The sequence below is a fragment of the Burkholderia sp. HI4860 genome (assembly GCF_002223045.2).
Lineage (GTDB): Bacteria > Pseudomonadota > Gammaproteobacteria > Burkholderiales > Burkholderiaceae > Burkholderia.
Genome location: NZ_NKFO02000003.1, coordinates 226,525 through 247,071, shown reverse-complemented (window position 1 = coordinate 247,071; position 20,547 = coordinate 226,525). Strand labels below are relative to the sequence as shown.

The 20,547-nt window shown below is 64.5% G+C and carries 23 protein-coding genes; 17 read left to right on the top strand and 6 right to left on the bottom strand.

Annotated features, from left to right (window positions below; all coding sequences use genetic code 11):
- Positions 1–2 precede the first annotated feature (2 nt).
- From CFB34_RS16225 to CFB34_RS16180, 10 genes are all read left to right on the top strand, one after another.
- Positions 3–581 (top strand): hypothetical protein, encoded by a 579-nt coding sequence (locus CFB34_RS16225; protein WP_089439935.1) that lies wholly within the window; start codon positions 3–5, stop codon positions 579–581.
- Positions 582–585: 4 nt separating this feature from the next.
- Positions 586–2,223 carry a glycosyl hydrolase family 28-related protein gene (locus CFB34_RS16220; protein WP_179243629.1) on the top strand — a complete coding sequence of 546 codons (1,638 nt, stop codon included), beginning with the start codon at positions 586–588 and terminating at the stop codon, positions 2,221–2,223.
- A gap of 61 nt (positions 2,224–2,284) precedes the next feature.
- A complete protein-coding gene (locus CFB34_RS16215; RefSeq protein WP_242808667.1) occupies positions 2,285–2,671 on the top strand; it encodes a hypothetical protein in 387 nt (128 codons plus the stop codon).
- 17 nt (positions 2,672–2,688) lie between these two features.
- The gene (locus CFB34_RS16210) at positions 2,689–3,240 is read left to right on the top strand and encodes a glycoside hydrolase family 19 protein (RefSeq protein WP_242808666.1); all 552 of its coding nucleotides are present in this window, start codon (positions 2,689–2,691) and stop codon (positions 3,238–3,240) included.
- A 77-nt stretch (positions 3,241–3,317) separates the two neighbouring features.
- Complete coding sequence (locus CFB34_RS16205) at positions 3,318–3,950, top strand: hypothetical protein (protein ID WP_089440390.1); 633 nt, start codon at positions 3,318–3,320, stop codon at positions 3,948–3,950.
- A 2-nt stretch (positions 3,951–3,952) separates the two neighbouring features.
- Entirely contained in the window at positions 3,953–4,147 is a 195-nt protein-coding gene (locus tag CFB34_RS16200) for a hypothetical protein (RefSeq protein WP_089439938.1), read from the top strand.
- A gap of 42 nt (positions 4,148–4,189) precedes the next feature.
- Positions 4,190–4,639: a hypothetical protein gene (locus tag CFB34_RS16195; protein WP_089439939.1), complete on the top strand. Its 450-nt coding sequence runs from the start codon at positions 4,190–4,192 to the stop codon at positions 4,637–4,639.
- Entirely contained in the window at positions 4,636–5,256 is a 621-nt protein-coding gene (locus CFB34_RS16190) for an alpha/beta fold hydrolase (RefSeq protein WP_089439940.1), read from the top strand. Before CFB34_RS16195 ends, CFB34_RS16190 begins: the two co-directional genes overlap by 4 nt.
- A 588-nt stretch (positions 5,257–5,844) precedes the next feature.
- Entirely contained in the window at positions 5,845–7,056 is a 1,212-nt protein-coding gene (gene bamC, locus CFB34_RS16185; RefSeq protein ID WP_089439941.1) for an outer membrane protein assembly factor BamC, read from the top strand.
- A gap of 531 nt (positions 7,057–7,587) precedes the next feature.
- Positions 7,588–7,878, top strand: coding sequence for a putative quinol monooxygenase (locus tag CFB34_RS16180; protein ID WP_089439942.1), 291 nt, complete (start codon positions 7,588–7,590; stop codon positions 7,876–7,878).
- Positions 7,879–7,918: 40 nt separating this feature from the next.
- Here the strand turns inward: CFB34_RS16180 and CFB34_RS16175 are convergent, their stop codons facing one another.
- The 3 genes from CFB34_RS16175 to CFB34_RS16165 form a co-directional block, all read right to left on the bottom strand.
- A complete protein-coding gene (locus CFB34_RS16175) occupies positions 7,919–8,176 on the bottom strand; it encodes a hypothetical protein (protein ID WP_021162409.1) in 258 nt (85 codons plus the stop codon).
- Positions 8,177–8,312: 136 nt separating this feature from the next.
- Complete coding sequence (locus CFB34_RS16170; RefSeq protein WP_039339310.1) at positions 8,313–8,591, bottom strand: hypothetical protein; 279 nt, start codon at positions 8,589–8,591, stop codon at positions 8,313–8,315.
- A gap of 221 nt (positions 8,592–8,812) precedes the next feature.
- Positions 8,813–9,529: a YdcF family protein gene (locus tag CFB34_RS16165; RefSeq protein ID WP_089439943.1), complete on the bottom strand. Its 717-nt coding sequence runs from the start codon at positions 9,527–9,529 to the stop codon at positions 8,813–8,815.
- A gap of 157 nt (positions 9,530–9,686) precedes the next feature.
- Here CFB34_RS16165 and CFB34_RS16160 point away from each other — a divergent pair, with 157 nt between their 5' ends.
- The gene (locus CFB34_RS16160; protein ID WP_011351791.1) at positions 9,687–10,004 is read left to right on the top strand and encodes a hypothetical protein; all 318 of its coding nucleotides are present in this window, start codon (positions 9,687–9,689) and stop codon (positions 10,002–10,004) included.
- 59 nt (positions 10,005–10,063) lie between these two features.
- Here the strand turns inward: CFB34_RS16160 and CFB34_RS16155 are convergent, their stop codons facing one another.
- From CFB34_RS16155 to CFB34_RS16145, 3 genes are all read right to left on the bottom strand, one after another.
- Positions 10,064–11,284 (bottom strand): ISL3 family transposase, encoded by a 1,221-nt coding sequence (locus CFB34_RS16155; RefSeq protein ID WP_089439991.1) that lies wholly within the window; start codon positions 11,282–11,284, stop codon positions 10,064–10,066.
- A gap of 229 nt (positions 11,285–11,513) precedes the next feature.
- Positions 11,514–11,765: a hypothetical protein gene (locus CFB34_RS16150; protein WP_089439945.1), complete on the bottom strand. Its 252-nt coding sequence runs from the start codon at positions 11,763–11,765 to the stop codon at positions 11,514–11,516.
- A gap of 198 nt (positions 11,766–11,963) precedes the next feature.
- Positions 11,964–12,365, bottom strand: a complete 402-nt coding sequence (locus CFB34_RS16145; protein WP_006409263.1) for a transposase — start codon at positions 12,363–12,365, stop codon at positions 11,964–11,966.
- Between the two features lie 429 nt (positions 12,366–12,794).
- Between CFB34_RS16145 and CFB34_RS16140 the strand changes: the two genes are divergently transcribed.
- The 6 genes from CFB34_RS16140 to nusA all read left to right on the top strand — a co-directional run bounded on the left by CFB34_RS16140 (position 12,795) and on the right by nusA (position 20,462).
- Positions 12,795–13,697: a LysR family transcriptional regulator gene (locus CFB34_RS16140; protein ID WP_071334368.1), complete on the top strand. Its 903-nt coding sequence runs from the start codon at positions 12,795–12,797 to the stop codon at positions 13,695–13,697.
- A gap of 75 nt (positions 13,698–13,772) precedes the next feature.
- Positions 13,773–14,969: a pyridoxal phosphate-dependent aminotransferase gene (locus tag CFB34_RS16135; RefSeq protein WP_089439946.1), complete on the top strand. Its 1,197-nt coding sequence runs from the start codon at positions 13,773–13,775 to the stop codon at positions 14,967–14,969.
- A 272-nt stretch (positions 14,970–15,241) separates the two neighbouring features.
- Complete coding sequence (scpB, locus tag CFB34_RS16130; protein WP_089439947.1) at positions 15,242–16,273, top strand: SMC-Scp complex subunit ScpB; 1,032 nt, start codon at positions 15,242–15,244, stop codon at positions 16,271–16,273.
- 60 nt (positions 16,274–16,333) lie between these two features.
- Positions 16,334–18,070 (top strand): 23S rRNA pseudouridine(2605) synthase RluB, encoded by a 1,737-nt coding sequence (rluB, locus tag CFB34_RS16125; protein ID WP_089439948.1) that lies wholly within the window; start codon positions 16,334–16,336, stop codon positions 18,068–18,070.
- 458 nt (positions 18,071–18,528) lie between these two features.
- On the top strand, positions 18,529–18,987 hold the full coding sequence (gene rimP, locus CFB34_RS16120) for a ribosome maturation factor RimP (RefSeq protein ID WP_014897219.1): 459 nt from the start codon (positions 18,529–18,531) through the stop codon (positions 18,985–18,987).
- Positions 18,987–20,462, top strand: a complete 1,476-nt coding sequence (gene nusA / locus CFB34_RS16115; RefSeq protein WP_006476166.1) for a transcription termination factor NusA — start codon at positions 18,987–18,989, stop codon at positions 20,460–20,462. The genes rimP and nusA overlap by 1 nt, the downstream gene beginning before the upstream one ends.
- Positions 20,463–20,547 lie beyond the last annotated feature (85 nt).

The window sequence follows — 20,547 nt, the reverse complement described above, 5'->3', positions numbered from 1 at the left end:
ACATGAAATACGCATACTTCGACAAGAATACCGCGCGCGTGCTGCGCCTGCTCGACACCGACGCACTGAACTACGCGTCGCTGCCGCCCGAATCGAACCTTCTGCAGCTCTCGGATGCCGAATACACGGCAGCTGAATCGGGCACCTGGTACGTCGTGGGCGGTGAGATGACGCAGACCGCACCTGTCGTTCCGGCAGCCGAGCTGCTCGCAGCTGCGCAGATGGCACAGATCGCTATGCTGACCACGGCCTGCTCGAACGCGATCACGAAGGGGTTTGTATCGTCCGCGCTCGGCGCGGCGCATACGTATCCGGCGTCGATCACCGATCAGCAGAACCTCACGGCTTCGGTGCTTGCTTCGATCTATCCCGGCCTCGCTGCGGGCTGGACGACGCCGTTCTGGTGCGCGGACGCGAGCGGCGCGTGGACCTACGCCGAGCACACGGCGCCCCAGATCCAACAGGTCGGGCAGGATGGCAAGACGGCGATCCTCGCTGCGTTGACGAAGAAACAGCAGCTCGTCGATGCGGTCATGGCAGCGACGAAGGTGACGGATGTTCAATCGGTGGTCTGGAGTTGATGAGATGAAGCGACGAATCGGTAAATTGTTCTGCGCGATTGCCTTCGCGCTTTCGCTTGCATTCGTGGTGTGCGCGCCGGCGCGCGCGCAGTTCGTTCCCGGCCAGATACTGACGGCGTCGCAACTGACGAACATGTTCACGTCAGTGTCGCAGTTCCGTAGCACTGCACCGGGCAGCGTTTCGCGCACGGTGATGGACAAGCTGCAGGACGTCGTCAACTTCCGCGATTTCGGCGGGAAGTGCGACGGCACGACGAACGACGACGCGGCGATGAATGCGGCGCTGTCGAACCTCACCGCGGGCGAGCTGCTCGTGTTCCCGGCCGGAACATGCGTGTTCAGCACGCCGAAAGCGCTCCCGATCGTGCAGAACGTATCGATCCGCGGCGCGGGGGCGCGGCAGACGGTGCTGTTGTACACGGGTTCGAACACGACTTCGGACATCTGGACAGTCGGCGACGGCACGACCTCGATGACCGGCTGGTCGATCTCGGGACTGCGCTTCGACTCGACGACCACGATGACGGCCGGCGCAGCGCTGCACCTGAAGCGGATGCAGAACGGCAGCGAGCTGTTCGACGTCGACGCGGGCGTCTTCGGGCAACCCACGCGCAAGCTGTACAACGGCGTGTGGCTCGACAACGTCAACGTCTTCAAGTACTCGAAGTTCAACATTCAGGTCCAAAATCAGGGCTTGATGATGAACGGGTCACCGACCAGCGACGAGGGCTCCGACATCTTCCTCGACGACGGCGTCGTGACGTTCTCGAACATCGGGTACCACGTCGGGGGCGGCCAAGGCGGCGTGTATTTCGGGAAGATCCTCGCGTACGGCAACGGCACGAACTACCAGGTCGACAACGCGCTGGCCGCGCGACTGAACCGCGAGATCTTCTTCAGCGATCAGTGCATTTCCGATGGCTCGTACGGTTATGGCGTCTGGATCAACGATTCGCTGACGTCGAACGCGCCGATCGTGATGAACGGTGCATTCGGATCTGCCGGCGTGCTGGGGGGCAGCCCGAACGGAATCGAGATCTACATCCAGAAATGGCCGAACGGCCGCATCTCGCTCGGGCCCGGCCAGCTCTACAACGCGACGAGCGATGGCATGCGCGTCGACGATGCGAGTACGATTATCACCATCGATTCGACGCGCCACATCTTCAACAACGGCGGATATGGCGTCAACGCGACAGTGCCGACGACAAACATCTACAGCCTGTCGCAGTACGCCGCATCGAACACGCTCGGCAACTACTCGAGCAACGTGAAGCTCGGTGCTCTGAATATCGGCGGCGCGCTGTCTGGCACAACGCTCACGAACACCGCGCAGCAGATCGACAAGGCCTACACGTACACGGCGCCAGCGAGCGGCGCGACGGTGGCAATCGCGAGCGGGACGCAAACGGCGGTGATCGACCCGGCTGGCACGCTCGCCGCGCTCACAATCACGCTGCCTGCGTGCAGCAGCGCTTACGACGGCTCGATCGCGCGTTTCTCGTCGACTCAGACAATCACGGCGCTCACGCTCGGCGCTGCGTCTGGGAGCGTGGCAGCTCCGGCGACGTCACTCGCCGCAGGAGCGGGGCACGGGTATCTCTGCCGGGGTACGAATACGACCTGGTACCCGTTGTACTGACCCATCAAAAAAGTCGAACAGCAGCCGCCCACCGGGCGGCTTTTTCATTTCCGGGGGATGAATGACCGATACCGCAACGGCGCGCACGCGCGTCGAGGAACGGCTGCGCGCGGGTGACCGCCGCTTCTCGAAGCTCGAACAGCGAATCGACGCAAGTGATGCGGCGGTGAAGGCGCACCTTCAGCGTCAGGACGAGAAGATCGACGCCATCGTGGCGTCGGTTTCCATGATCCAGACGAACACGCAGTCGATGGTCGACACGTGGGATGGCGGCGCGCGCGCGGTGCGCGCGTTGTGCCGTCTTGCCGATGCGTGGCGCTTCCTTGTCCGGCACGTCGCCGGCCCGACGATCGCGTTCGGCACCGTTGGCGTGATCGTTTTTCGCTACCTGCGACACGAACCGATCCCCGACTGGGCGAGCGCGGTCGTGAAGCTGCTTCTGGGATGACCATGACACCTCAAATCTTGTCCGCCGCGCTGAAGATTCCGCTCGAGCGCGCGACGCCTTGGGCTGATCCGCTGTCGGCCGCAATGGCGCTGTATGCGATCGACTCGCCCGCGCGGCAGGCCGCGTTCCTCGCACAGTGCGGGCACGAGACGGGCGGCTTCCAGTGGCTCCGCGAGATCTGGGGGCCGACGGCCGCGCAGCGTGCGTATGAGCCGCCGGCGGCGAAGGCGGCCGAGCTCGGCAATACGCAGGCCGGGGATGGTTTCCGGTACCGCGGGGGCGGCCTTCTGCAGATCACTGGCCGGTACAACTTCCGTGTGATGGGCCAGAAGATCGGGATCAACCTCGAGGGCAACCCTGACCAGATCGCGCAGCCGAGCGTTGCAGCCGAAGCGTCTGCTCAGTTCTGGGCTGACCACGCGCTCAGCGCGTTTGCTGATGCCGGCGACTTCCTGTCGATCAGCCGCGCGATCAACCTCGGCAATCCGCGCTCGGCTGCGACGCCGAACGGCATGGACGACCGCCTGGCGCTCTGGGGTTCCTGCAAGAAGGCTCTCGGCGTGGCCTGATGCACCAGTTTTCGATTTTTCGAAATTTCGCAATCCAGCTCGGCCGCGCGCCGGGCTTTTTCATTTTCGGACCAGACATGACCCGATGCAGCCATGACGTCGCGCTCGAGCAGCGCTGCGAGAAGTGCACGGCCGAGGGCCTCGCCGGCCTGCCGAAGATCGCCGGCGAGCATGCCGTGCGCGTGACCGACGTCGAGATCGAGTACTACCCGGACCATCCGCCGCGCACCGAATCGGCCACGTTCCGGCGCACGAAGAAGGAAGGGCATGCGGCCGGCCTGCGCTGCGCGATCAGCGGCCAGCCGGCGCCCGAGTATCACCACCTGTTCTGCGAGTGGGCGGATTCGGACGCGATCGACTGGGCCATTGTGCGCGGCGTCGCGCTGGGGGACGTGAAAGAGCTGCCTGTGCTCGATCCGACCACCGACCGGCCGACGAAGGAACTGTACCCGGTCGAGGAATCGTTCCTGTGGCTCGTCTGCAAGCTCGTCGAGCTGCGCGGCTTCGACTGGCACGCGTTCGATCCGGCGAAGCCTGAAGTCTTCGTCGACGCGATGACGAACATGCTGCCGCTGTCGGCGAAGTTCCACCGGTCGCCGACGCACGGCATCCATCACCGGTCGTTCCCGACTTTCGTGTTCCAGGCGTTCCCGCGCAAGGCCGGGTTCGTCTTCACCCCGGACGAGCTCGTCCAAGACCACAAGGAGTAGCCATGCCGAAATCCATTCTGCAAACCGGCGCCGTCACATTCACGGCGTCCTCGTTCGTCCCGCTCATCGATTGGGCTGCATCGGCGATGGGCGTGAAAATTCCGCTCGACGCGCAGCTGCAGCTCGCGGCAGGGCTGATCACGCTCGGTCACGCAGTCGTCAATCGCTTCTTCCCGCAAGCCACCACGCAGCAGTAACTGTCTGCCGCACGCCGCGGCGCCACTCCCGAAGGAAGCCACATGAAAAAGCTCATGCCGCTCGCGGCAGGTATCGTCGCGTCCGTTCTCATCGTCGCGGCCGGCTGCACGACGGCCCAGCAGCAGAAACTCGCCGATCTGGCAGCGACCGCCAAGGTGCAGGTCGCGCAAGCATGCGCGGTCGTGCAGCCGACGCTGCTCGACCTGAGCGCGTCGCTGCCGAATGACGCGAACCTGAAGCAGCTCGCGGCGGACAACGGCGAGATCTGCACGGCCGCGAAGGCGCTCGACGCGACGAACGCGCAATCGCTGGTGAACACGCTGATCCCGCAGGCGATCGGCCTGGTCGGCATGCTGCCGATCGACTCAGCCGCGCAGGCATCGATTCGACTCGCGCTCGGCGCCGCGTCGATCGCGCTGTCGAACTGGCTGGTGGTCTACGGGCCGCCGGCCGCTGCGTCGACGCCGCTCGCGGGCGCGCCGCTGCAATGACCCCGCGCGATTACGCGCTGCTCGCGCAGGAGGCGTATTCCGCGAAGCCCGACATCGGCAAAGCGGACAGCGCCTCGCGCGCGATCGTGCGGCAAACGGCGGCCGGCCTGGTCGTAGCCTTCCCGGGTACCGACAATCTTGACTGCGTCGCGGCTGACCTGGACGCGCACCCGATCGACGTCATCGGCATCGGCCAGGTGCATCACGGATTCTGGAAGGCGTGGGGCGCGATCGCCGTCGATGTGCTCGGAGCGATCGACGGTCGGCCGGTGACGCTCGTCGGGCACTCGCTCGGTGCTGCGATCGCGATCATGGCCGCGGCGGCGATGGTGGTCAGCGGGAATCCGCCGGCAGCCGTCTACGGTTTCGAGCCGCCGCGCGTGAGCACAAACGGGAGCGTGGCAGCGGTGCTCGCGAAGGTGCCGTTGCACCTGTACAAGAACGGGAACGACATCGTGACGGACCTCCCGCCTGACTGGAAGCATGCCGGCGCGATCCAGCCGATCGGCCGCCCAGCGCTTCCGTTTCCGAACGTGACTGACCACGCGATCGCGCGCGTGATCGGCGCACTTTCAGTCCTCGGCGAACCGGGCTTCGTCCTGGAGAATCAAGCGTAGCTGGTGCAGAGCGACGAGGTGGCCGCCGACATCTTCGCTCCAAACCTTCTGGACCGATTTCCGGAGGTCTTCCGCATCCCTGAACTGATGCCGACACCTCGCGATCTCGAGGATCAGGCGACGCACCTCATGGCCGTCCGGGTAGCGACGCCACATCTCGCGTAGCTCACGATTGGTCGGCGACTGGAAGGATGGCAGGGGCTGGTGAAGCATGATCGGACGAAAGATACTGTATTTACATACAGTGTATAGAGATCGAAGATGCTCGCAATGTTTTCCAATTAGAGCCAGCTCATCCCCGTAAAGCCCCGTCGTTACGTGCTCAAAAAAACATCAATATATTGGAAGCATTACCCATAGAAGCCATGCCAGCAAAGGCATTCGGCCCGATTTTCAAGCTGCATGGGGTGCAGGTGGTCGGAGGTTCAAATCCTCTCGCCCCGACCAGACAAAGAACCCGCGTCAGCTCAAGCTGACGCGGGTTTTTTCTTGCCGGTCGCTTTTTTGCACATCGCGGCGCGGCCCCGGTAAAATGCAAGGTTGATCCACGGAAAGCGCCGTGATTTAGCGGAAGAGGATTCCCCGAACATGACTGATCTTCGTCTTACCATGCGGTTCGCTGCAGTGCTCGCCACCGGCGCGCTCGTCGCCGGTTGCGGTACGTCGTCGCCCACAAAAGTGGACTACAAGAGCGATTCGAAATCGAAGGAAGCGTCGCTCGCAGTGCCGCCCAACATGCTCGACGAGACGGCCGATCAGCGTTCGCTGCCGCCCCAGGGCGGCGCGACTTCCCTGTCCGCGCTTCAGCAGGTCCAGCAGGCAGCGCCTGCGCTGGACACCGTTGCTCCGGCCGTCGCCGGCATGCATATCCAGCGCGACGGCACCGAGAGCTGGCTCGTGATCGACGGCAAGCAGCCCGCCGCCGTCTGGCCGCAGGTTCGCCGCTTCTGGCAGGAGCAGGGCTTCCTGCTCGTCGTCGACCAGCGCGACAAGGGCGTGATGGAAACCGACTGGAACGAAACCCATCCGCAGATCAACGACGGCCTGATCCGTAGCGTGATCTCGAAGGCGATGGGCAACTCGTACGTGACGGCCGAGCGCAACAAGTACCGTACGCGTCTCGATTCGGCGCCGAATGGCGGCACCTACGTGTTCATCAGCCAGAAGGGGATGCGCGAAGCGATCACGGGCTCGAACAACGATTCGAGCAAGTGGGAACCGAAGCCGAATGATCCGGCGCTCGAGACCGAATACCTGAAGCGATTGATGGCGGTGCTTGCACAGAACGAGCAGCGCGCGAAGAACGGCGAGCCGCCAATCGCGAACATCAAGGACAACACGGTACCGGTGGCCAAGGACAAGAAGGCCGACGACGCATCGTCGAAGGCTACTGCAGCGATTGCCGCGCAAAACGTTTCCCGCGCGTCGGCGCAAGGCAACGATGCGGCTGATGCTGCCGTCCCGTCGGAAGTCACGCTCGGCGAGCCGTACGACCGGTCGTGGCTGCGCGTTGGTCTCGCGCTCGATCGCGCGAACTTCACCGTCGACGATCGCGATCGCACCAAGGGCCTGTATTTCGTGCGCTATGTCGATCCGAAGGATCTGACTTCGGCCGAGCAGGGCTTCTGGAGCCAGTTGTTCCACGGCAAGAAGGAAAAGCAGGCGAAGCAGTACCGTGTCAACGTGAAGGCACTCACGGCCGACCAGACGCGCATCGCGATCGTCGACGATGCGGGCGCGATCGATACATCGTCGCCGGCTCGCCAGATCATGGGGCTGCTCGTGAATCAGCTTCGCTGATCTCGACGTTTCTCCGCATCGATGAAAAGCCCGCCACATGGCGGGCTTTTTTTATCGCCGCTCGCCGGCGCGCATGTGTGCGGAAGGTTCGGTCCCTCCTCGTGACGTTACGTAACATCCGTGCGTTACGGCGGTAAAACCCATGTCGCATCGTCGAAGGTCAAAAATTTATCCTTTTAAATCAATAGGGTGGTCGGCCTGTGGTGGCTGGCACGCAACCTGCTTTATATGTTGGAATTGTTGAAACAGGGAGGATGGCGTCAGATGCCGGGGGTGCGCCGCGAGTGCCCGATCAACGGTATCGACGTCTTCGAATGCCGACGCGACAAGCGTCGGCGCAACTGATGACGATCCGCGCCAGCGTGCGGATCTCGATGGCCCCGTCGCCTATCCTCGTAGGGCGACGGTTTCGCCCGCGCTTCTCTGAAGCGCGGGCTATTTTTTTGGGGCCGTCGTGTGACGCCGTGCTGGCGCAGCCGCTGCACGATTCGCGTATTCTCGGACTTTTCCAGACGAAGGTGGGGGGCGGGAATGGCGGAAATTGCAGTGGTGGCGCTGATCGTGGCGAAGCCGGGCGCCGAGGAGAAGTTGCGTGCGCAGCTCGAAGGGATCGTCGAGCCGACCCGCAACGAAGCGGGAGCGTTGCAGTACGACCTGCATCGGGACGTGAAGGAGCCGGCGCGATTCGTATTCGTCGAGCGCTGGGAAAGCGAGGAGGCACTGGCTGCTCATGCGCGTTCCGCGCACATTCTCGCTTATCGGGAAGCGGCCGCGGACTGGATCGAGCGTTCCGAAATCCGCGTGCTGTCGAAGCTCGTCTGAGCCGGGCAGGGCGACCGGACGTGTCCGGTCGTGGGATGCGTCAGTGCGACGTGTTGGGTACGTCGAGGATCAGGATGATCGTCCAGTCGGCGTCGCCGTCGTGATGGTACTGGCGCTCGGCGACGATGAACGGTTGCTGCTTGCCTTGCGGGCCGAGGAAAAGCACGTCGCCCTCCATCGGCAGGCACTCGATCGGCGGCAGCGCGAGGAACGCGTCAGCCGAGCCGCGGGGCATCAGTTGCTTGATCTGGCGAGTGGCGGCTTCGGTCCACTCGATGTCGAGTTGAATGTTGCTCATGCTGTCCTCCGCACCGGGGTGCGCACGGGTGGAAAATTTCGGTGCGCGACTTTAGCACAGCGCACGGGCACCGCAACCAAAAAAGCCGAACCCGGTTGCCCGGATTCGGCTTTTCGCTTGTGCGGTGCCGCCGAACTTACTGGCTGGCAGCGTCTGCGGCCTTGGCAGCCTTCTTGCCGGCCTTCTTCGCAGCTGCCTTGTGGTGAGCAGCCTTCTTGCCGTGGTGATGCTCTTCCTGCACCGCCGGCTGAGCGGCTTCAGCCGCTTGCTGCTGCTGCAGCGCCTGTGCGCGCTGCTCGATCTCGGAGATCTTGGCCGGATCGGTAATCGTCTTGATTTCCGTGCTCTCTTGCGCATACGCTGCGCCAGTCAGCGCCGACATCGCTACCAGGATAGCCAGGGACGTCTTCTTCATTGCTTTACCTCCGCTAAGTGGTGATGAACCCGAGTGTTGCCGTTTTGTCTGGCGACTGCAATCGAGTGCGTGTCGAGTGTAACAAAAGTGACGGATCAATGTGCACCGGATCGTGGCGCGACGCAACGCCCCGTTGAAGTCGCGCAACACTTCGCGCGCTTCGTCACGTGCGTGCCATCGTCGTCGCCGCAGTCATTTCCGCTCCGGTTTCCCCGGAGTCGTCAGAACCACCCGAGCCATCGATACACATGGAACTGCGCGATGCCGACCAGTTCATGAAGCGCCTGCTCGGCGTTGACTACATTGCGCCAGCGCGGCAGCCAGCCTGTTTGCGCACGCCGGCGATTCGCATAAACGGGCTGCGGATCGATCCCGAAACGGTGGAAATCGAGCAATGCGCGGCGCATCTGGTATGACGAGGTGACGAGAATGCGCGCGTCGTCATACTGTGAGCGTAGTATAGACGCAGTGAATTTCGCGTTTTCGTAGGTTGTGCGGCTTTCCGGTTCCAGAACGAGGTCCGTGGGCGCGACGCCTTCGGCGACGAGTTGGCGCCCGTACACGGCAGCCTCGGTTTCGCCGTGATGCTGCGGGTCGCCGCCCGACATCACCACGGTGCAGCGCTCGGCTTGCTGCCGGCAGGCGCGGTAGAGCGCTGCGACCTTGTGGATGCGGGCGGTTCCGTCAGGTGGCGGCCGCAGCCCGGAGTCGGTGCGCTTCGTCCCTGCGCCGATGAGAATCAGCGTGGTCCGTCCATGCATGTCCGGGTGCTCGACGGGTGCGACGCCCGCCTCGGTCCAGGCGATCAGCGGCGCGGCGAGCCAGCCTGTCGCGAGCAGCCAGAACAGCGCAACGGCGACGATCGAGATGATTCGTCGCCGCTTGCGGCAGAGCATGAAACAGATGAAGAGAAGTGCAAATGAATCGAACAGAATCAATTTGATTGGGGTATGGTGTCTTTTTATGGACGGCTGACGATCCGGCCCTGACGCGACGCCGACCGTCGGCGTCCAGAATCGGTGGCGGTATCGGCGGGCGGAGACTCCGCCCGGCGCGCCGCTTCGCATTGTCGCTGCACTTTAAGAAAGAATCGAGATGGCCACGTATTCCAATGAAGCGGTGCTCGACGCATTGAGACGAGTGCAGTACCGCCAGGTACCGTGGGCACGCCGCCCGGGTGTGTTCGAGTATCTCCGTTCGCTCGGGCTCATGGACACGGTCAGGCAGAAAACCGTTGCCCCCGCGCCGGGCTTCCATGCGCCGGTCGACATTGCCGTGTTGACCGAAAGCGGTCGAGCCGAATTCTCGCGCCTCGAGCGCGACGAGAAATTACTTTCCTGGACCGATCGCCGCATGGCCGACTACGCATTGAGCGAAGCGAGTGCCGTGGCGATTCTCGAAAGCCGTCTGTAGCGGTCGATCATCCCGTCACGCGCATCGCCGTGCGGTTGGCGATGCGCCAAAAAAAAGGTTCATCGCGGATTACCGGGGAACGCGGCGCGGATCTTGAGGAAGAAGTATTCCTCGTCGCGATACCCGTAGGCCCGACGTTTGATGACCTTGATGGTGTTGTTGATGCCTTCGACGACGCTGGTATTGAGCGGATGGCGGCAGCGGGCGAGGATTCCGTGCCAGTAACCCTGTAGGCGCTGCGCGAACAGTTGCAGCGCGGCAATCCCGCTTTGCCGGGCCTGCTCGATCCAGTGTTCCCAGGCCTTTTCCGCCCAGGCAGGCTTTCGGTAGAACCAGAGCCGTTTGAGTTCGTCGCGTAGCACGTAGACGCACAACAAGGGCTGATTCGCTGCCAGCAGTTCCTTCAGATGCACGGACTGCTCGGGCTTCAGGTTGTGGCGGTTGCGCAGCAGCAGCCAGCGACTGGATTTCAATACCTTGCGGGCCGGCCGGTCATGGCGTAACTGATTGGCCTGATCCACACGTACCCGATCGATCACCTCGCGCCCGTACTTGGCCACGACGTGGAACAGGTCGTAGACCACCTCGGCCTGCGGACACTGCGCCTTGATTTCCAACTCGTAGGCCGTGGTCATGTCGATCGCGACTGCTTCGATGCGCTCGGCGACACCCTCAGGAAGCTGCTCGAAGAAGGCGCGGGCCGTCTCGCGTGAGCGTCCCGATCCAATCCAGAGCACCTGCCGGCCGATCGGATCGACCACCACCGTGGCATACCTATGGCCTTTATGGAGTGCAAACTCGTCCATCGCCAGATAGCGGATCGTCGACCAGTCCGGCTCAGCCACACGCGCTTGCAAGCGCATCTTGTCGATCGATTTGACCGTGTGCCAGCCCAGATCGTAGAAAGCCGCCACTGCCTGTACGCTGGCCGCTTGCAGCAGTTTCTCGCAGGCCTTGGCAAATCGCTCCGTCACTCGCTGGTAACGGCCCAGCCACACCAGCTTCTCCAGTCGCGGACCGCCGCAGCGTTCGCACCAGACCCGGCGGCGGGGGACGTGCAGCACCACCCGGTACTCGAACAACGGCAGATCGCGCACGCGGCGAACCGTCGTCTCGTGGATTTGATGGCACCGTGCACCGCATTGCTCGCAGTACATCACCTTGCTGACCGGCTTCAAATGCAGCGACAGCGTACAGCCTTCTCCTTCCGGCCATTCCACCCGCTCTAACCGATAGCCCGTCCAGCTGCCCAGTGCCTGAAGTGCCTTGCGATCGAGCAATTGCTCCTCCTGACGTCCTTAAAGTCAGGCGTCAGGTTACGCAATCCCCCTCAAACGCTCCACGGTTTCCCGCGATGAACCAAAAAAAAGCCCGTATCGCGAGGATACGGGCGTACCGGATACTTTTGCTGTTGCCACGCTGTGCTCATGGCAACGTTGTGACTCGTCGCATGCGACGCAGTTCCCGACCGCGGGCATTTTCTTTGGCTAAATCCCGAAATTGGCAGGACTACGGATGACGCGGTACGTCGGTCGGCTGCGAGCCGATGCGCGCTCGCGCGTTGCTGGCGATGTCGCCGCGCAGGTCGCCGCGCGGCACGGTTTGCCGGCTGGGCGGATTGGCGGACGGCGGCTGGCGGAGGGTGTTCCGGTGATCCTGCTGGCGATGGGGCGGCTTCACGCGATCGTCGGCGTGGGCTGGGGCCGACAACGCCATGGAAATGACAATGCCGCATGCGACGAGCAGTGACATTGGTTTCATGGCGGGGCTCCCTTCAAGCCGTCGACGCGGCCTGTTGATATTTCGCTAAGGTAAGCGTGGGAGTGCAGGCTAGCTGTAAATATTGGTAAATAGATGTATCGCGACACGACAACGGTAATCGACGGCAACGCGGGCGTCGCGAACAGGTCGCGACGCTGAAAGAAACCGGGCGGCCGAAGCCGCCCGATCGAGCATTCGTTACGCCATCTTGACGGGCGCGCGCCAGGATTCCGGATTGGTCCAGAAGGCGCCGCGCAGCCGGTCGCGGCTCGGCGGTGCGGGCGGCTTCGCGGCGCTTGCGCCGATGCGCCCGCGCAGGGAAATCTGCCGGCCGCTCGTGCCGAGTCGCTTCACGATTTCGGCGAGCGTGCCGTCCGCCTGCCATTCGTCGAAGCGACGGCGGCAAGTCGGCGGCGACGGATAGCGGCCCGGCAGCTTCGACCAGCCTTCACCCGTCGACAGCACCCACAGCACGGCGTTCACCACCGAGCGGGCTTCCACGCGGGGGCGGCCACGCCGCTCACTCCGCGCGGGTTCAGAGCAAAACAGACCCTCGACCAGCGCCCACTCGTTATCTCTCAAATCGTCGAACAGCATCATGTCCTCACCTCAGCGAAGCTAACTCCGGTGCGCTGCCCTGCGCCGCGCACTCTTCAGGCACTCGATCATCGAGTGCCGGGTGGGGGCGTCCGGTTGGCCGGCAGCGGCGTTTCTGCTCTTCCGTCCGACGAAAACCTGCGCCCTGTGCGCCAGGTAATGCACGAAGCGTGCCATGTCGGAGGTAATTCCCTCGAGAGCCGCTTGGCAGCGAGCTAACGGCTAAGTCAGCTAGGGGCGTATAAGACGCCAAAATAACCCGCCAGCAAATCGGGACAATCACCAATCTTGTGCAGTTCGCCCGCACCACGTGCGTTCGCGGATGTATTGCACCGCAGCGAAACATGTGGGGCAGGTGCCTGATTCGCACATCGAAGCCGGATTCGCGCATTAAAATCGCGCATCGATATCGACGATTGATGAGGTCGGGAAATGAACGTCACGCTGCGCCAGCTTCGCGTCTTCATCGAGGTCGCGCGGCTCAAGAGCTTCAGTCGCGCGGGAGACGAGATCGGGCTCACGCAGTCCGCGGTCAGTCGCTGCGTGCGCGAGCTCGAGGCCGAACTCGGGTTGAAGCTGATCGATCGCACGACGCGCGACGTGCAGCTGACCGATGTCGGTGCAAACCTGATCGCGAGCGTATCCCGTCTGCTCGACGATCTCGACGACACGCTGCGCGAAATTCGCGAGATCGGCGAGCAGCGCCGCGGGCGCGTGATCGTCGCGGCCAGTCCGACGATCGCGTGCCGACTGATGCCGCGTGTGGTTGCGTCGTGCGAGCGCCAGTTTCCGTTCGTGACGCTGGGTTTGCGCGACGACGTGCAGAGCGACGTGTTGCGCAAGGTGAAGTCGAGCGAGGTCGATTTCGGCGTCGTGATCGGTCCGCTCACGGTGGCCGATCTCGTCTGCGAATCGTTGATGACCGATTCGTTCTGCCTGGTCGCGCGCGCGGACCATCCGCTCGCGGCGCGGGCCGAGGTGCCCTGGACGGCGCTGGACGGCGAGCGCCTCGTGCTCCTCGATCATGCATCGGGAAGCCGGCCGCTGATCGATGCCGCGCTGGCCGCTCATCATGTCAACGCGACGGTCATGCAGGAACTCGGGCATTCGGCGACCGTGTTCGGACTCGTCGAGGCCGGCGTCGGCGTGAGCGTGCAGCCGTGGCTGTCGCTGCCGCTACCGGCCGGCTCGACGCTCGTCGCGCGGCCGCTCACGCCACGCACCGAGCGCACGGTCGAACTCGTGCGCCGCCGCGACCGGTCGTTGTCGCCCGCTGCGCAGGCGATCTGGGAACTCGTGCGGCAGATGCCGGCGAGGGCAGAGGACCTCGACTGACGTGGATCGACGTGCGCCGGCCCTGCTTGCGGGCCGGTACACTACGCGGATCGTGTTCCTCGAAGGTGGTTCTCGATGGTGCATTCCGCAGATTCTCTTCCGGTGGCGCGCGACGCCGTGCACGCGCTGCGTCCGTCGCTGATCCGGGAAGTGGCAAACGCCGGCTTTGGCGTGCCGGACATGCTGCCGTTCTGGTTCGGCGAATCCGATCGCGTGACGCCGGACTTCATCCGGGACGCCGCCGCGGCGGCGCTGCGCGATGGCGCAACCTTCTACACGCACAACCTCGGCACTGCGCCGCTGCGCGACGCGATCGCGGCCTACGTCAGCGCCCGTCACGGTGCGACGGCGGCCGACACCGTGGCCGTGACGAGCTCGGGTGTAAGCGCGCTGATGCTGGCCGCGCAGATGCTGGTCGGTCCGGGCGAACGTGTCGTCGCGGTCACGCCGCTGTGGCCGAATCTCGTCGAGATTCCGAAGATCCTTGGGGCGCAGGTCGAATGCGTACCGCTCGGCTATGGCGATGCGGGCTGGCAGCTCGATGTCGAGCGGCTGCTGGCGGCGCTGACGCCCGATACGCGGATGCTGCTGATCAACTCGCCGAACAATCCGACCGGCTGGACGATGTCGCGCGACGACCAGCGAGCGGTGCTCGCCCATTGTCGCCGCCACGGCATCTGGCTGGTCGCCGACGAGGTGTACGAGCGGCTCGCTTTCGACGCCGGCGGTGCGGACGGTGCACCATCGTTCCTCGACATCGCGTCACGCGACGAGCGGGTCGTGGTCGTGAATTCGTTTTCGAAAGCGTGGGCAATGACGGGCTGGCGCCTGGGGTGGCTCATCGCGCCGGCAGCGGTGATGGCCGACCTGTCGAAGCTCGTCGAATACAACACGTCGTGTGCGCCGGGCTTCGTGCAGGCCGCGGGTGAGGTCGCGCTGCGCGATGGCGAGCCGTTCGTGCGGTCGTTCGTCGCGGCGCTGCACGATGCGCGCGATCACCTGGTCGCCGCGCTGCGCACGCTGCCGGGTGTCGAGGTGCCGCCTCCGCCGGGCGCGATGTACTTGTTTCTGCGCCTGCCGGGCGCGTCGGACAGCCTCGCGTTCTGCAAGACGCTGGTGCGCGAGGCGGGGCTCGGCCTCGCGCCTGGGCGCGCATTCGGCCCGGAGGGAGAAGGGTTCGTGCGCTGGTGCTACGCGTGCGATCCGGCACGCCTCGACGCGGGCGTGGAGCGGTTACGGCGGTTCCTGGCACGGGGCGTGGCCGACCGCTGAAGCGGGGCCGGAGCGGGCGCGCCGTGCTGGCGGCACCCCGTTCGGCTCATCTTTACGCACCGGGCAATTTTGCGTAATATGGCGCTCAGTCACGCGGTTCCGTCGTTGAGCCGTGCTGTTCCGTCCGGTTTGGGCCTGGCCTGAAGTTGGTTCGCCGCCCCCGGTTCGTGCTCCCATCAATATGACCGATCAGAATCGGGCGAGCGCGTCTTCCGTTCCTTTCGTCTGTTTGTTGATCCGGTTCGTTTGACCACAGGGTCTGGCCTAGCTGCATGAATACCCAAGAGGCGAAGATCGTCCTCGAGACTGCTTTGATCTGCGCGCAGGAACCGCTGAAACTCGGCGATTTGCGCAAGCTCTTTGCCGACGGCGTGTCGGCTGACACGGTCCGCACGTTGCTCGAAGATCTGAAACAGGAATGGTCCGGCCGCGGCGTCGAACTGGTGGCGCTGGCAACCGGGTGGCGCTTCCAGAGCAAGCCGGCGATGCGCCACTATCTGGATCGCCTGCATCCCGAGAAGCCGCCGAAATATTCGCGTGCGGTGCTCGAAACGCTCGCGATCATCGCGTATCGGCAGCCTGTCACGCGCGGCGATATCGAAGAGATTCGCGGCGTGACGGTCAATACGCAGGTGGTCAAGCAGCTCGAGGATCGCGGCTGGATCGAGGTGATCGGTCATCGCGACGTGCCGGGACGCCCGGCGCTGTATGCGACGACCAAGCAATTCCTCGACGACCTCGGCCTGAAGGCGCTCGATGATCTGCCTGCGCTCGAAGAGCCGGCCGCGAACATCGAGGCCGCGCTGCTGGCGCAGCAGGCGATGGATTTCGACGAGGGCATGCCGGTTGCCGGCGATGCAACGGGCGACGCGCCGCAAACAGATGAGGCATCCGCCGGTCAATCGGCAGAATTGCCGGACGATCCTGCGGCGGATGTCGCGTCGACGCATGAAATCGCGAGCCGCGATACGCTCGATGCTGTTCACGGGCAAACGGAACGAATGGAACAGGCTGGCGCCGAAGCAGTGCCGGCCGGTGTGCAGCCCGAGCCGCTGCGCGCGGATGGGAGCGAGGAAGATCGCAAGCCGGCTGCCGAAGCGGTTGCCGGAGACGGAGCGGAAGCGGCCGGCGATACGCCTGGCGAGGCCAGCCAGGCCGACGCCCCCCGCTCCCGTCCTGCGGACGACGAGCTGCTGGACGACACGTCCGACAGTCTCGCCGATGCCGTGCGAAGCGCCAGTGCACCCATCGGTGCCGATGCGCTGCCGGACGACGAAGCAGAACCTGAACAGCGTCGCGCCTGATCGCGGCCAACTTCTTGCCGCGCCCGCGCCGGGCGCGAGACCTGACATTTTGAGGTTGTTTTGACAGATATCCACGATATTGAATCGTCCGCGCCTGCCGTGCAGGCAGCGCGTGCCGACGATGCACCGGAGCAGGGCGCTTCGGCCGAGGGCGGCGACGAGCGTCCCCGCCGCGGTCTGCGGCGAGGCCCGCGCAGCCTGATCGCGCGGCGTCGCGCGGCAGCCAAGTCGAAGGGCGCCGAAGGCGAGCCGCAGGGCGGCGAAGGCGCTGACGCGCAGCCGGCCGAGGCCGCCGAAGCGCAGCAGCCGACGCGCGCGCCGCGCAAGGAAGGTGCGGCTAAGGGGGCTCGCAAGCCGGCGGCCAAGCGCGAAGGCGCGGCCAAGGCTCAGGGCGGCCAGGGTCGTCGCGGCAGCGCGCCGAAGGCTGAAGGCGGCGCGGCAAAGGTGGAGGGCGATGCGTCCCAGGACGAACTGTTCGCCTACGTGACGTCGCCGGCATTCGACGCGGACAACTCCGCGGGCGGTAGCGGCGTGCGTGCACCGATGCTGCGTCGCGGCCGTAGCCAGCCGGCGAACAAGCGCGTGCTGTCGCCGGACGACGATGCGCCGAAGCTTCACAAGGTGCTGGCGGAAGCGGGCATGGGCTCGCGCCGCGAAATGGAAGAGCTGATCGTGGCCGGCCGCGTGTCGGTGAACGGCGAGCCCGCGCACATTGGCCAGCGCATCATGCCGACCGACCAGGTGCGGATCAACGGCAAGCCGGTCAAGCGCAAGCTGCCGAACAAGCCGCCGCGCGTGCTGCTGTACCACAAGCCGACGGGCGAGATCGTCAGCCACGCGGATCCGGAAGGCCGTCCGTCGGTGTTCGACCGCCTGCCGCCGATGAAGACGGCGAAATGGCTCGCGGTGGGCCGCCTCGACTTCAATACCGAAGGTCTGCTGATGCTGACGACTTCCGGTGACCTCGCCAACCGCTTCATGCATCCGCGCTACAGCGTCGAGCGTGAGTACGCGGTGCGTGTCGTCGGCGAACTGGCCGAAGGCATGCGGCAGAAACTGCTGCACGGCGTCGAGCTCGATGACGGCCCGGCGAACTTCCTGCGCATCCGCGACGGCGGCGGCGAAGGCACGAACCACTGGTATCACGTTGCGCTGGCCGAAGGCCGCAACCGCGAAGTGCGCCGGATGTTCGAGGCGGTCGGCCTGATGGTGAGCCGCCTGATCCGTACGCGTCACGGCCCGATTCCGCTGCCGCGTGGCCTGAAGCGCGGTCGTTGGGAAGAGCTCGACGACGCGCAGGTGCGCAAGCTGATGGCGACCGTCGGCCTGAAGGCGCCGTCCGAAGAGAAGGGCAAGCGCGCCGGTGCGGGCCAGGCGGAGCGTCGCCAGCCCGATCCGATGCAGACGTCGATGGGCTTCATCAGCCGTGAGCCGGTGCTGACGACGCATGGGCAGCTGGATCAGCCCCGTCGTGGTGGTGGTCGTCGTGGCGGGCCGGGCCTGCCGGGCCTGAGCGGCTACGGCAGCCTGCCGGTCGCGCCGTCGGGCTACGGCAATCGCGCTGGCGGCGGCCGGGATGGCAACCGTGCGGGCGGGGGCGGACGCGATGGCAATCGCGCCGGCGGTGGCCGTGGCGATGTCGACGGCAATCGCGCGTCGTATGGCGCAGGCCCCAAGCGTGGCGGCAGCAAGGGCGGTAACCGCAACCCGAACGGCAATCGTGCCGAGGGTGCCGGCAATGGCGGCGGCCCGCGCGGCGGTCAGCGTCCGCAGCGCAGCCGCACGCGCAGCCGCTGAGCATTCAGTCAGGCATGCGGCGCAAGGCCGCCGGTGTGCCGGCCGGATCGGCATCCGGCCGGTCTTGTCGGCGCGAGGCATTGCGTCGATTGCTTTCGACTGTATATATGTCGCGCGGTGCTGGATGGCCGCCGGCATGACCGATCACCGGCCTGTCGTCATGGCGCCGGTCGATCGTGCAGCCCGATTTCGCATTTTTGGGCCCGTAAAGGCAGGCGACACGCTGCTTTTACCGGCTGGCTTGGCGTTTGCGCCAAAAATCGCTATAATCGCGGAGTCGCTGGGCGTACGGATTCAATGTGCGGCTCAGGTGCGACCACCAGTAAGAAGATGGGCGTTCCGCCCATTTTTTTTTGCTGAAACGGTTAGGCATCTCGGGTAGCGCTTCCTGCGCCGGCTAAGGCGCGCGCCCGCGGGTGTAATCGCGAGCGGCGGGCGCGAACACCTGAGAGGACACAGTGCAACTGACGGAACTGATAGAAACCACGGTCACCGGGCTCGGCTACGAGCTGGTGGATCTCGAGCGCACCGGGCGCGGCATGCTTTGCATCTATATCGATCAGCCTGCCGGCATCTCGCTCGAAGATTGCGAAAAGGTCACGCGTCAGCTCCAGCACGTCTTGACGGTCGAAAACATCGATTACGAACGGCTCGAAGTCTCGTCCCCGGGGCTCGACCGCCCGTTGAAGAAGCTGGCCGACTTCGAGCGCTTCGCTGGCAGCGAAGTTTCCGTGACCTTGAAAAAGCCTCTGGACGGGCGCAAGACGTACCGGGGCATTCTGCACGCGCCGAATGGCGAAACGATCGGTTTGGAATTTGAGAGGAAGAAGGGCGAGGCGGCCATGCTGGATTTCACGCTGGCCGATATCGACAAAGCCCGCCTGATTCCGCAAGTTGACTTTAGGAGCCGCAAATAATGAGTCGCGAAGTGTTGATGCTGGTGGATGCGCTGGCGCGCGAGAAAAACGTCGACAAGGATGTGGTGCTGGGCGCCCTCGAGGCTGCGCTCGCGTCCGCTTCCAAGAAGCTGTTCGACGAAGGCGCCGAAATCCGCGTCCATATCGATCGCGAAAGCGGCGAGCACGAAACCTTCCGTCGCTGGCTCGTCGTGCCCGACGAGGCAGGCTTGCAGGAGCCGGATCGCGAGATCCTGCTGTTCGAAGCACGTGAGCAGAAGCCCGACGTCGAAGTCGGCGAGTATGTCGAGGAACCCGTTCCGTCGATCGAGTTCGGTCGCATCGGCGCGCAGGCCGCGAAGCAGGTGATCCTGCAGAAGGTGCGCGACGCCGAGCGCGAGCAGATCCTGAACGACTACCTCGAGCGGGGTGAAAAGATCATGACGGGTACGGTGAAGCGCCTCGACAAGGGCAACTTCATCGTCGAATCGGGCCGTGTCGAGGCGCTGCTGCGCCGCGATCAGTTGATCCCGAAGGAAAACCTGCGCGTGGGCGACCGCGTGCGCGCCTACATCGCGAAGGTCGACCGCACCGCGCGCGGCCCGCAGATCGAGCTGTCGCGTACGGCGCCCGAGTTCCTGATGAAGCTGTTCGAGATGGAAGTGCCGGAAATCGAGCAGGGCCTGCTCGAGATCAAGGCGGCTGCCCGCGACCCGGGCGTGCGCGCGAAGATCGGCGTCATCGCGTACGACAAGCGGATCGATCCGATCGGCACCTGCGTCGGCATCCGCGGTTCCCGCGTGCAGGCCGTGCGCAACGAGCTCGGTGGCGAAAACATCGACATCGTGCTATGGTCGGAGGATCCCGCCCAGTTCGTGATCGGCGCGCTCGCGCCGGCAGCTGTTCAGTCGATTGTCGTCGATGAAGAAAAGCACTCGATGGACGTCGTCGTCGACGAGAACGAGCTGGCTGTCGCGATCGGCCGCAGCGGTCAGAACGTTCGTCTTGCAGGCGAACTGACCGGCTGGCAGATCAACATCATGACGCCGGACGAATCCGCCCTGAAGCAGGGTGAAGAGCGCGACCGGCTGCGTGCACTGTTCATGGCGCGTCTCGACGTCGACGAAGAAGTTGCCGACATCCTGATCGACGAAGGCTTCACGAGCCTGGAAGAGATCGCGTACGTGCCGCTCAACGAAATGCTCGAAATCGAGGCGTTCGACGAGGACACCGTGCACGAACTGCGCAATCGCGCACGCGACGCGCTGTTGACGATGGCCATCGCGAATGAAGAAAAGGTCGAGAACGCAGCGCTGGATCTCAAGAGCCTCGACGGCATCACGCCGGAGCTGCTCGCGAAGCTGGCCGAACACGGCGTGCAGACGCGCGACGATCTCGCCGAGCTGGCTGTAGATGAACTGGTCGACATGACCGGAATGGAAGAGGATGCCGCTAAGGCGTTGATCATGAAAGCACGTGAACATTGGTTCCAGTGAGAAATGACCATGGCGCACTGATTTGATGGCGGCCGTATGGCCTGACCCGATGCTAACCGCAAGGAATCGGTCCTTGCACTAAGAG

Bases quoted from the DNA above. Each gene is read 5' to 3' on its own strand.
- CFB34_RS16225 (WP_089439935.1), top strand. From the start codon at position 3: ATGAAATACGCATACTTCGACAAGAATACCGCGCGCGTGCTGCGCCTG.
- CFB34_RS16220 (WP_179243629.1), top strand. From the start codon at position 586: ATGAAGCGACGAATCGGTAAATTGTTCTGCGCGATTGCCTTCGCGCTT.
- CFB34_RS16215 (WP_242808667.1), top strand. From the start codon at position 2,285: ATGACCGATACCGCAACGGCGCGCACGCGCGTCGAGGAACGGCTGCGC.
- CFB34_RS16205 (WP_089440390.1), top strand. From the start codon at position 3,318: ATGACCCGATGCAGCCATGACGTCGCGCTCGAGCAGCGCTGCGAGAAG.
- CFB34_RS16200 (WP_089439938.1), top strand. From the start codon at position 3,953: ATGCCGAAATCCATTCTGCAAACCGGCGCCGTCACATTCACGGCGTCC.
- CFB34_RS16195 (WP_089439939.1), top strand. From the start codon at position 4,190: ATGAAAAAGCTCATGCCGCTCGCGGCAGGTATCGTCGCGTCCGTTCTC.
- CFB34_RS16190 (WP_089439940.1), top strand. From the start codon at position 4,636: ATGACCCCGCGCGATTACGCGCTGCTCGCGCAGGAGGCGTATTCCGCG.
- bamC (WP_089439941.1), top strand. From the start codon at position 5,845: ATGACTGATCTTCGTCTTACCATGCGGTTCGCTGCAGTGCTCGCCACC.
- CFB34_RS16180 (WP_089439942.1), top strand. From the start codon at position 7,588: ATGGCGGAAATTGCAGTGGTGGCGCTGATCGTGGCGAAGCCGGGCGCC.
- CFB34_RS16175 (WP_021162409.1), bottom strand. From the start codon at position 8,176: ATGAGCAACATTCAACTCGACATCGAGTGGACCGAAGCCGCCACTCGC.
- CFB34_RS16170 (WP_039339310.1), bottom strand. From the start codon at position 8,591: ATGAAGAAGACGTCCCTGGCTATCCTGGTAGCGATGTCGGCGCTGACT.
- CFB34_RS16160 (WP_011351791.1), top strand. From the start codon at position 9,687: ATGGCCACGTATTCCAATGAAGCGGTGCTCGACGCATTGAGACGAGTG.
- CFB34_RS16150 (WP_089439945.1), bottom strand. From the start codon at position 11,765: ATGAAACCAATGTCACTGCTCGTCGCATGCGGCATTGTCATTTCCATG.
- CFB34_RS16145 (WP_006409263.1), bottom strand. From the start codon at position 12,365: ATGATGCTGTTCGACGATTTGAGAGATAACGAGTGGGCGCTGGTCGAG.
- CFB34_RS16140 (WP_071334368.1), top strand. From the start codon at position 12,795: ATGAACGTCACGCTGCGCCAGCTTCGCGTCTTCATCGAGGTCGCGCGG.
- CFB34_RS16135 (WP_089439946.1), top strand. From the start codon at position 13,773: ATGGTGCATTCCGCAGATTCTCTTCCGGTGGCGCGCGACGCCGTGCAC.
- scpB (WP_089439947.1), top strand. From the start codon at position 15,242: ATGAATACCCAAGAGGCGAAGATCGTCCTCGAGACTGCTTTGATCTGC.
- nusA (WP_006476166.1), top strand. From the start codon at position 18,987: ATGAGTCGCGAAGTGTTGATGCTGGTGGATGCGCTGGCGCGCGAGAAA.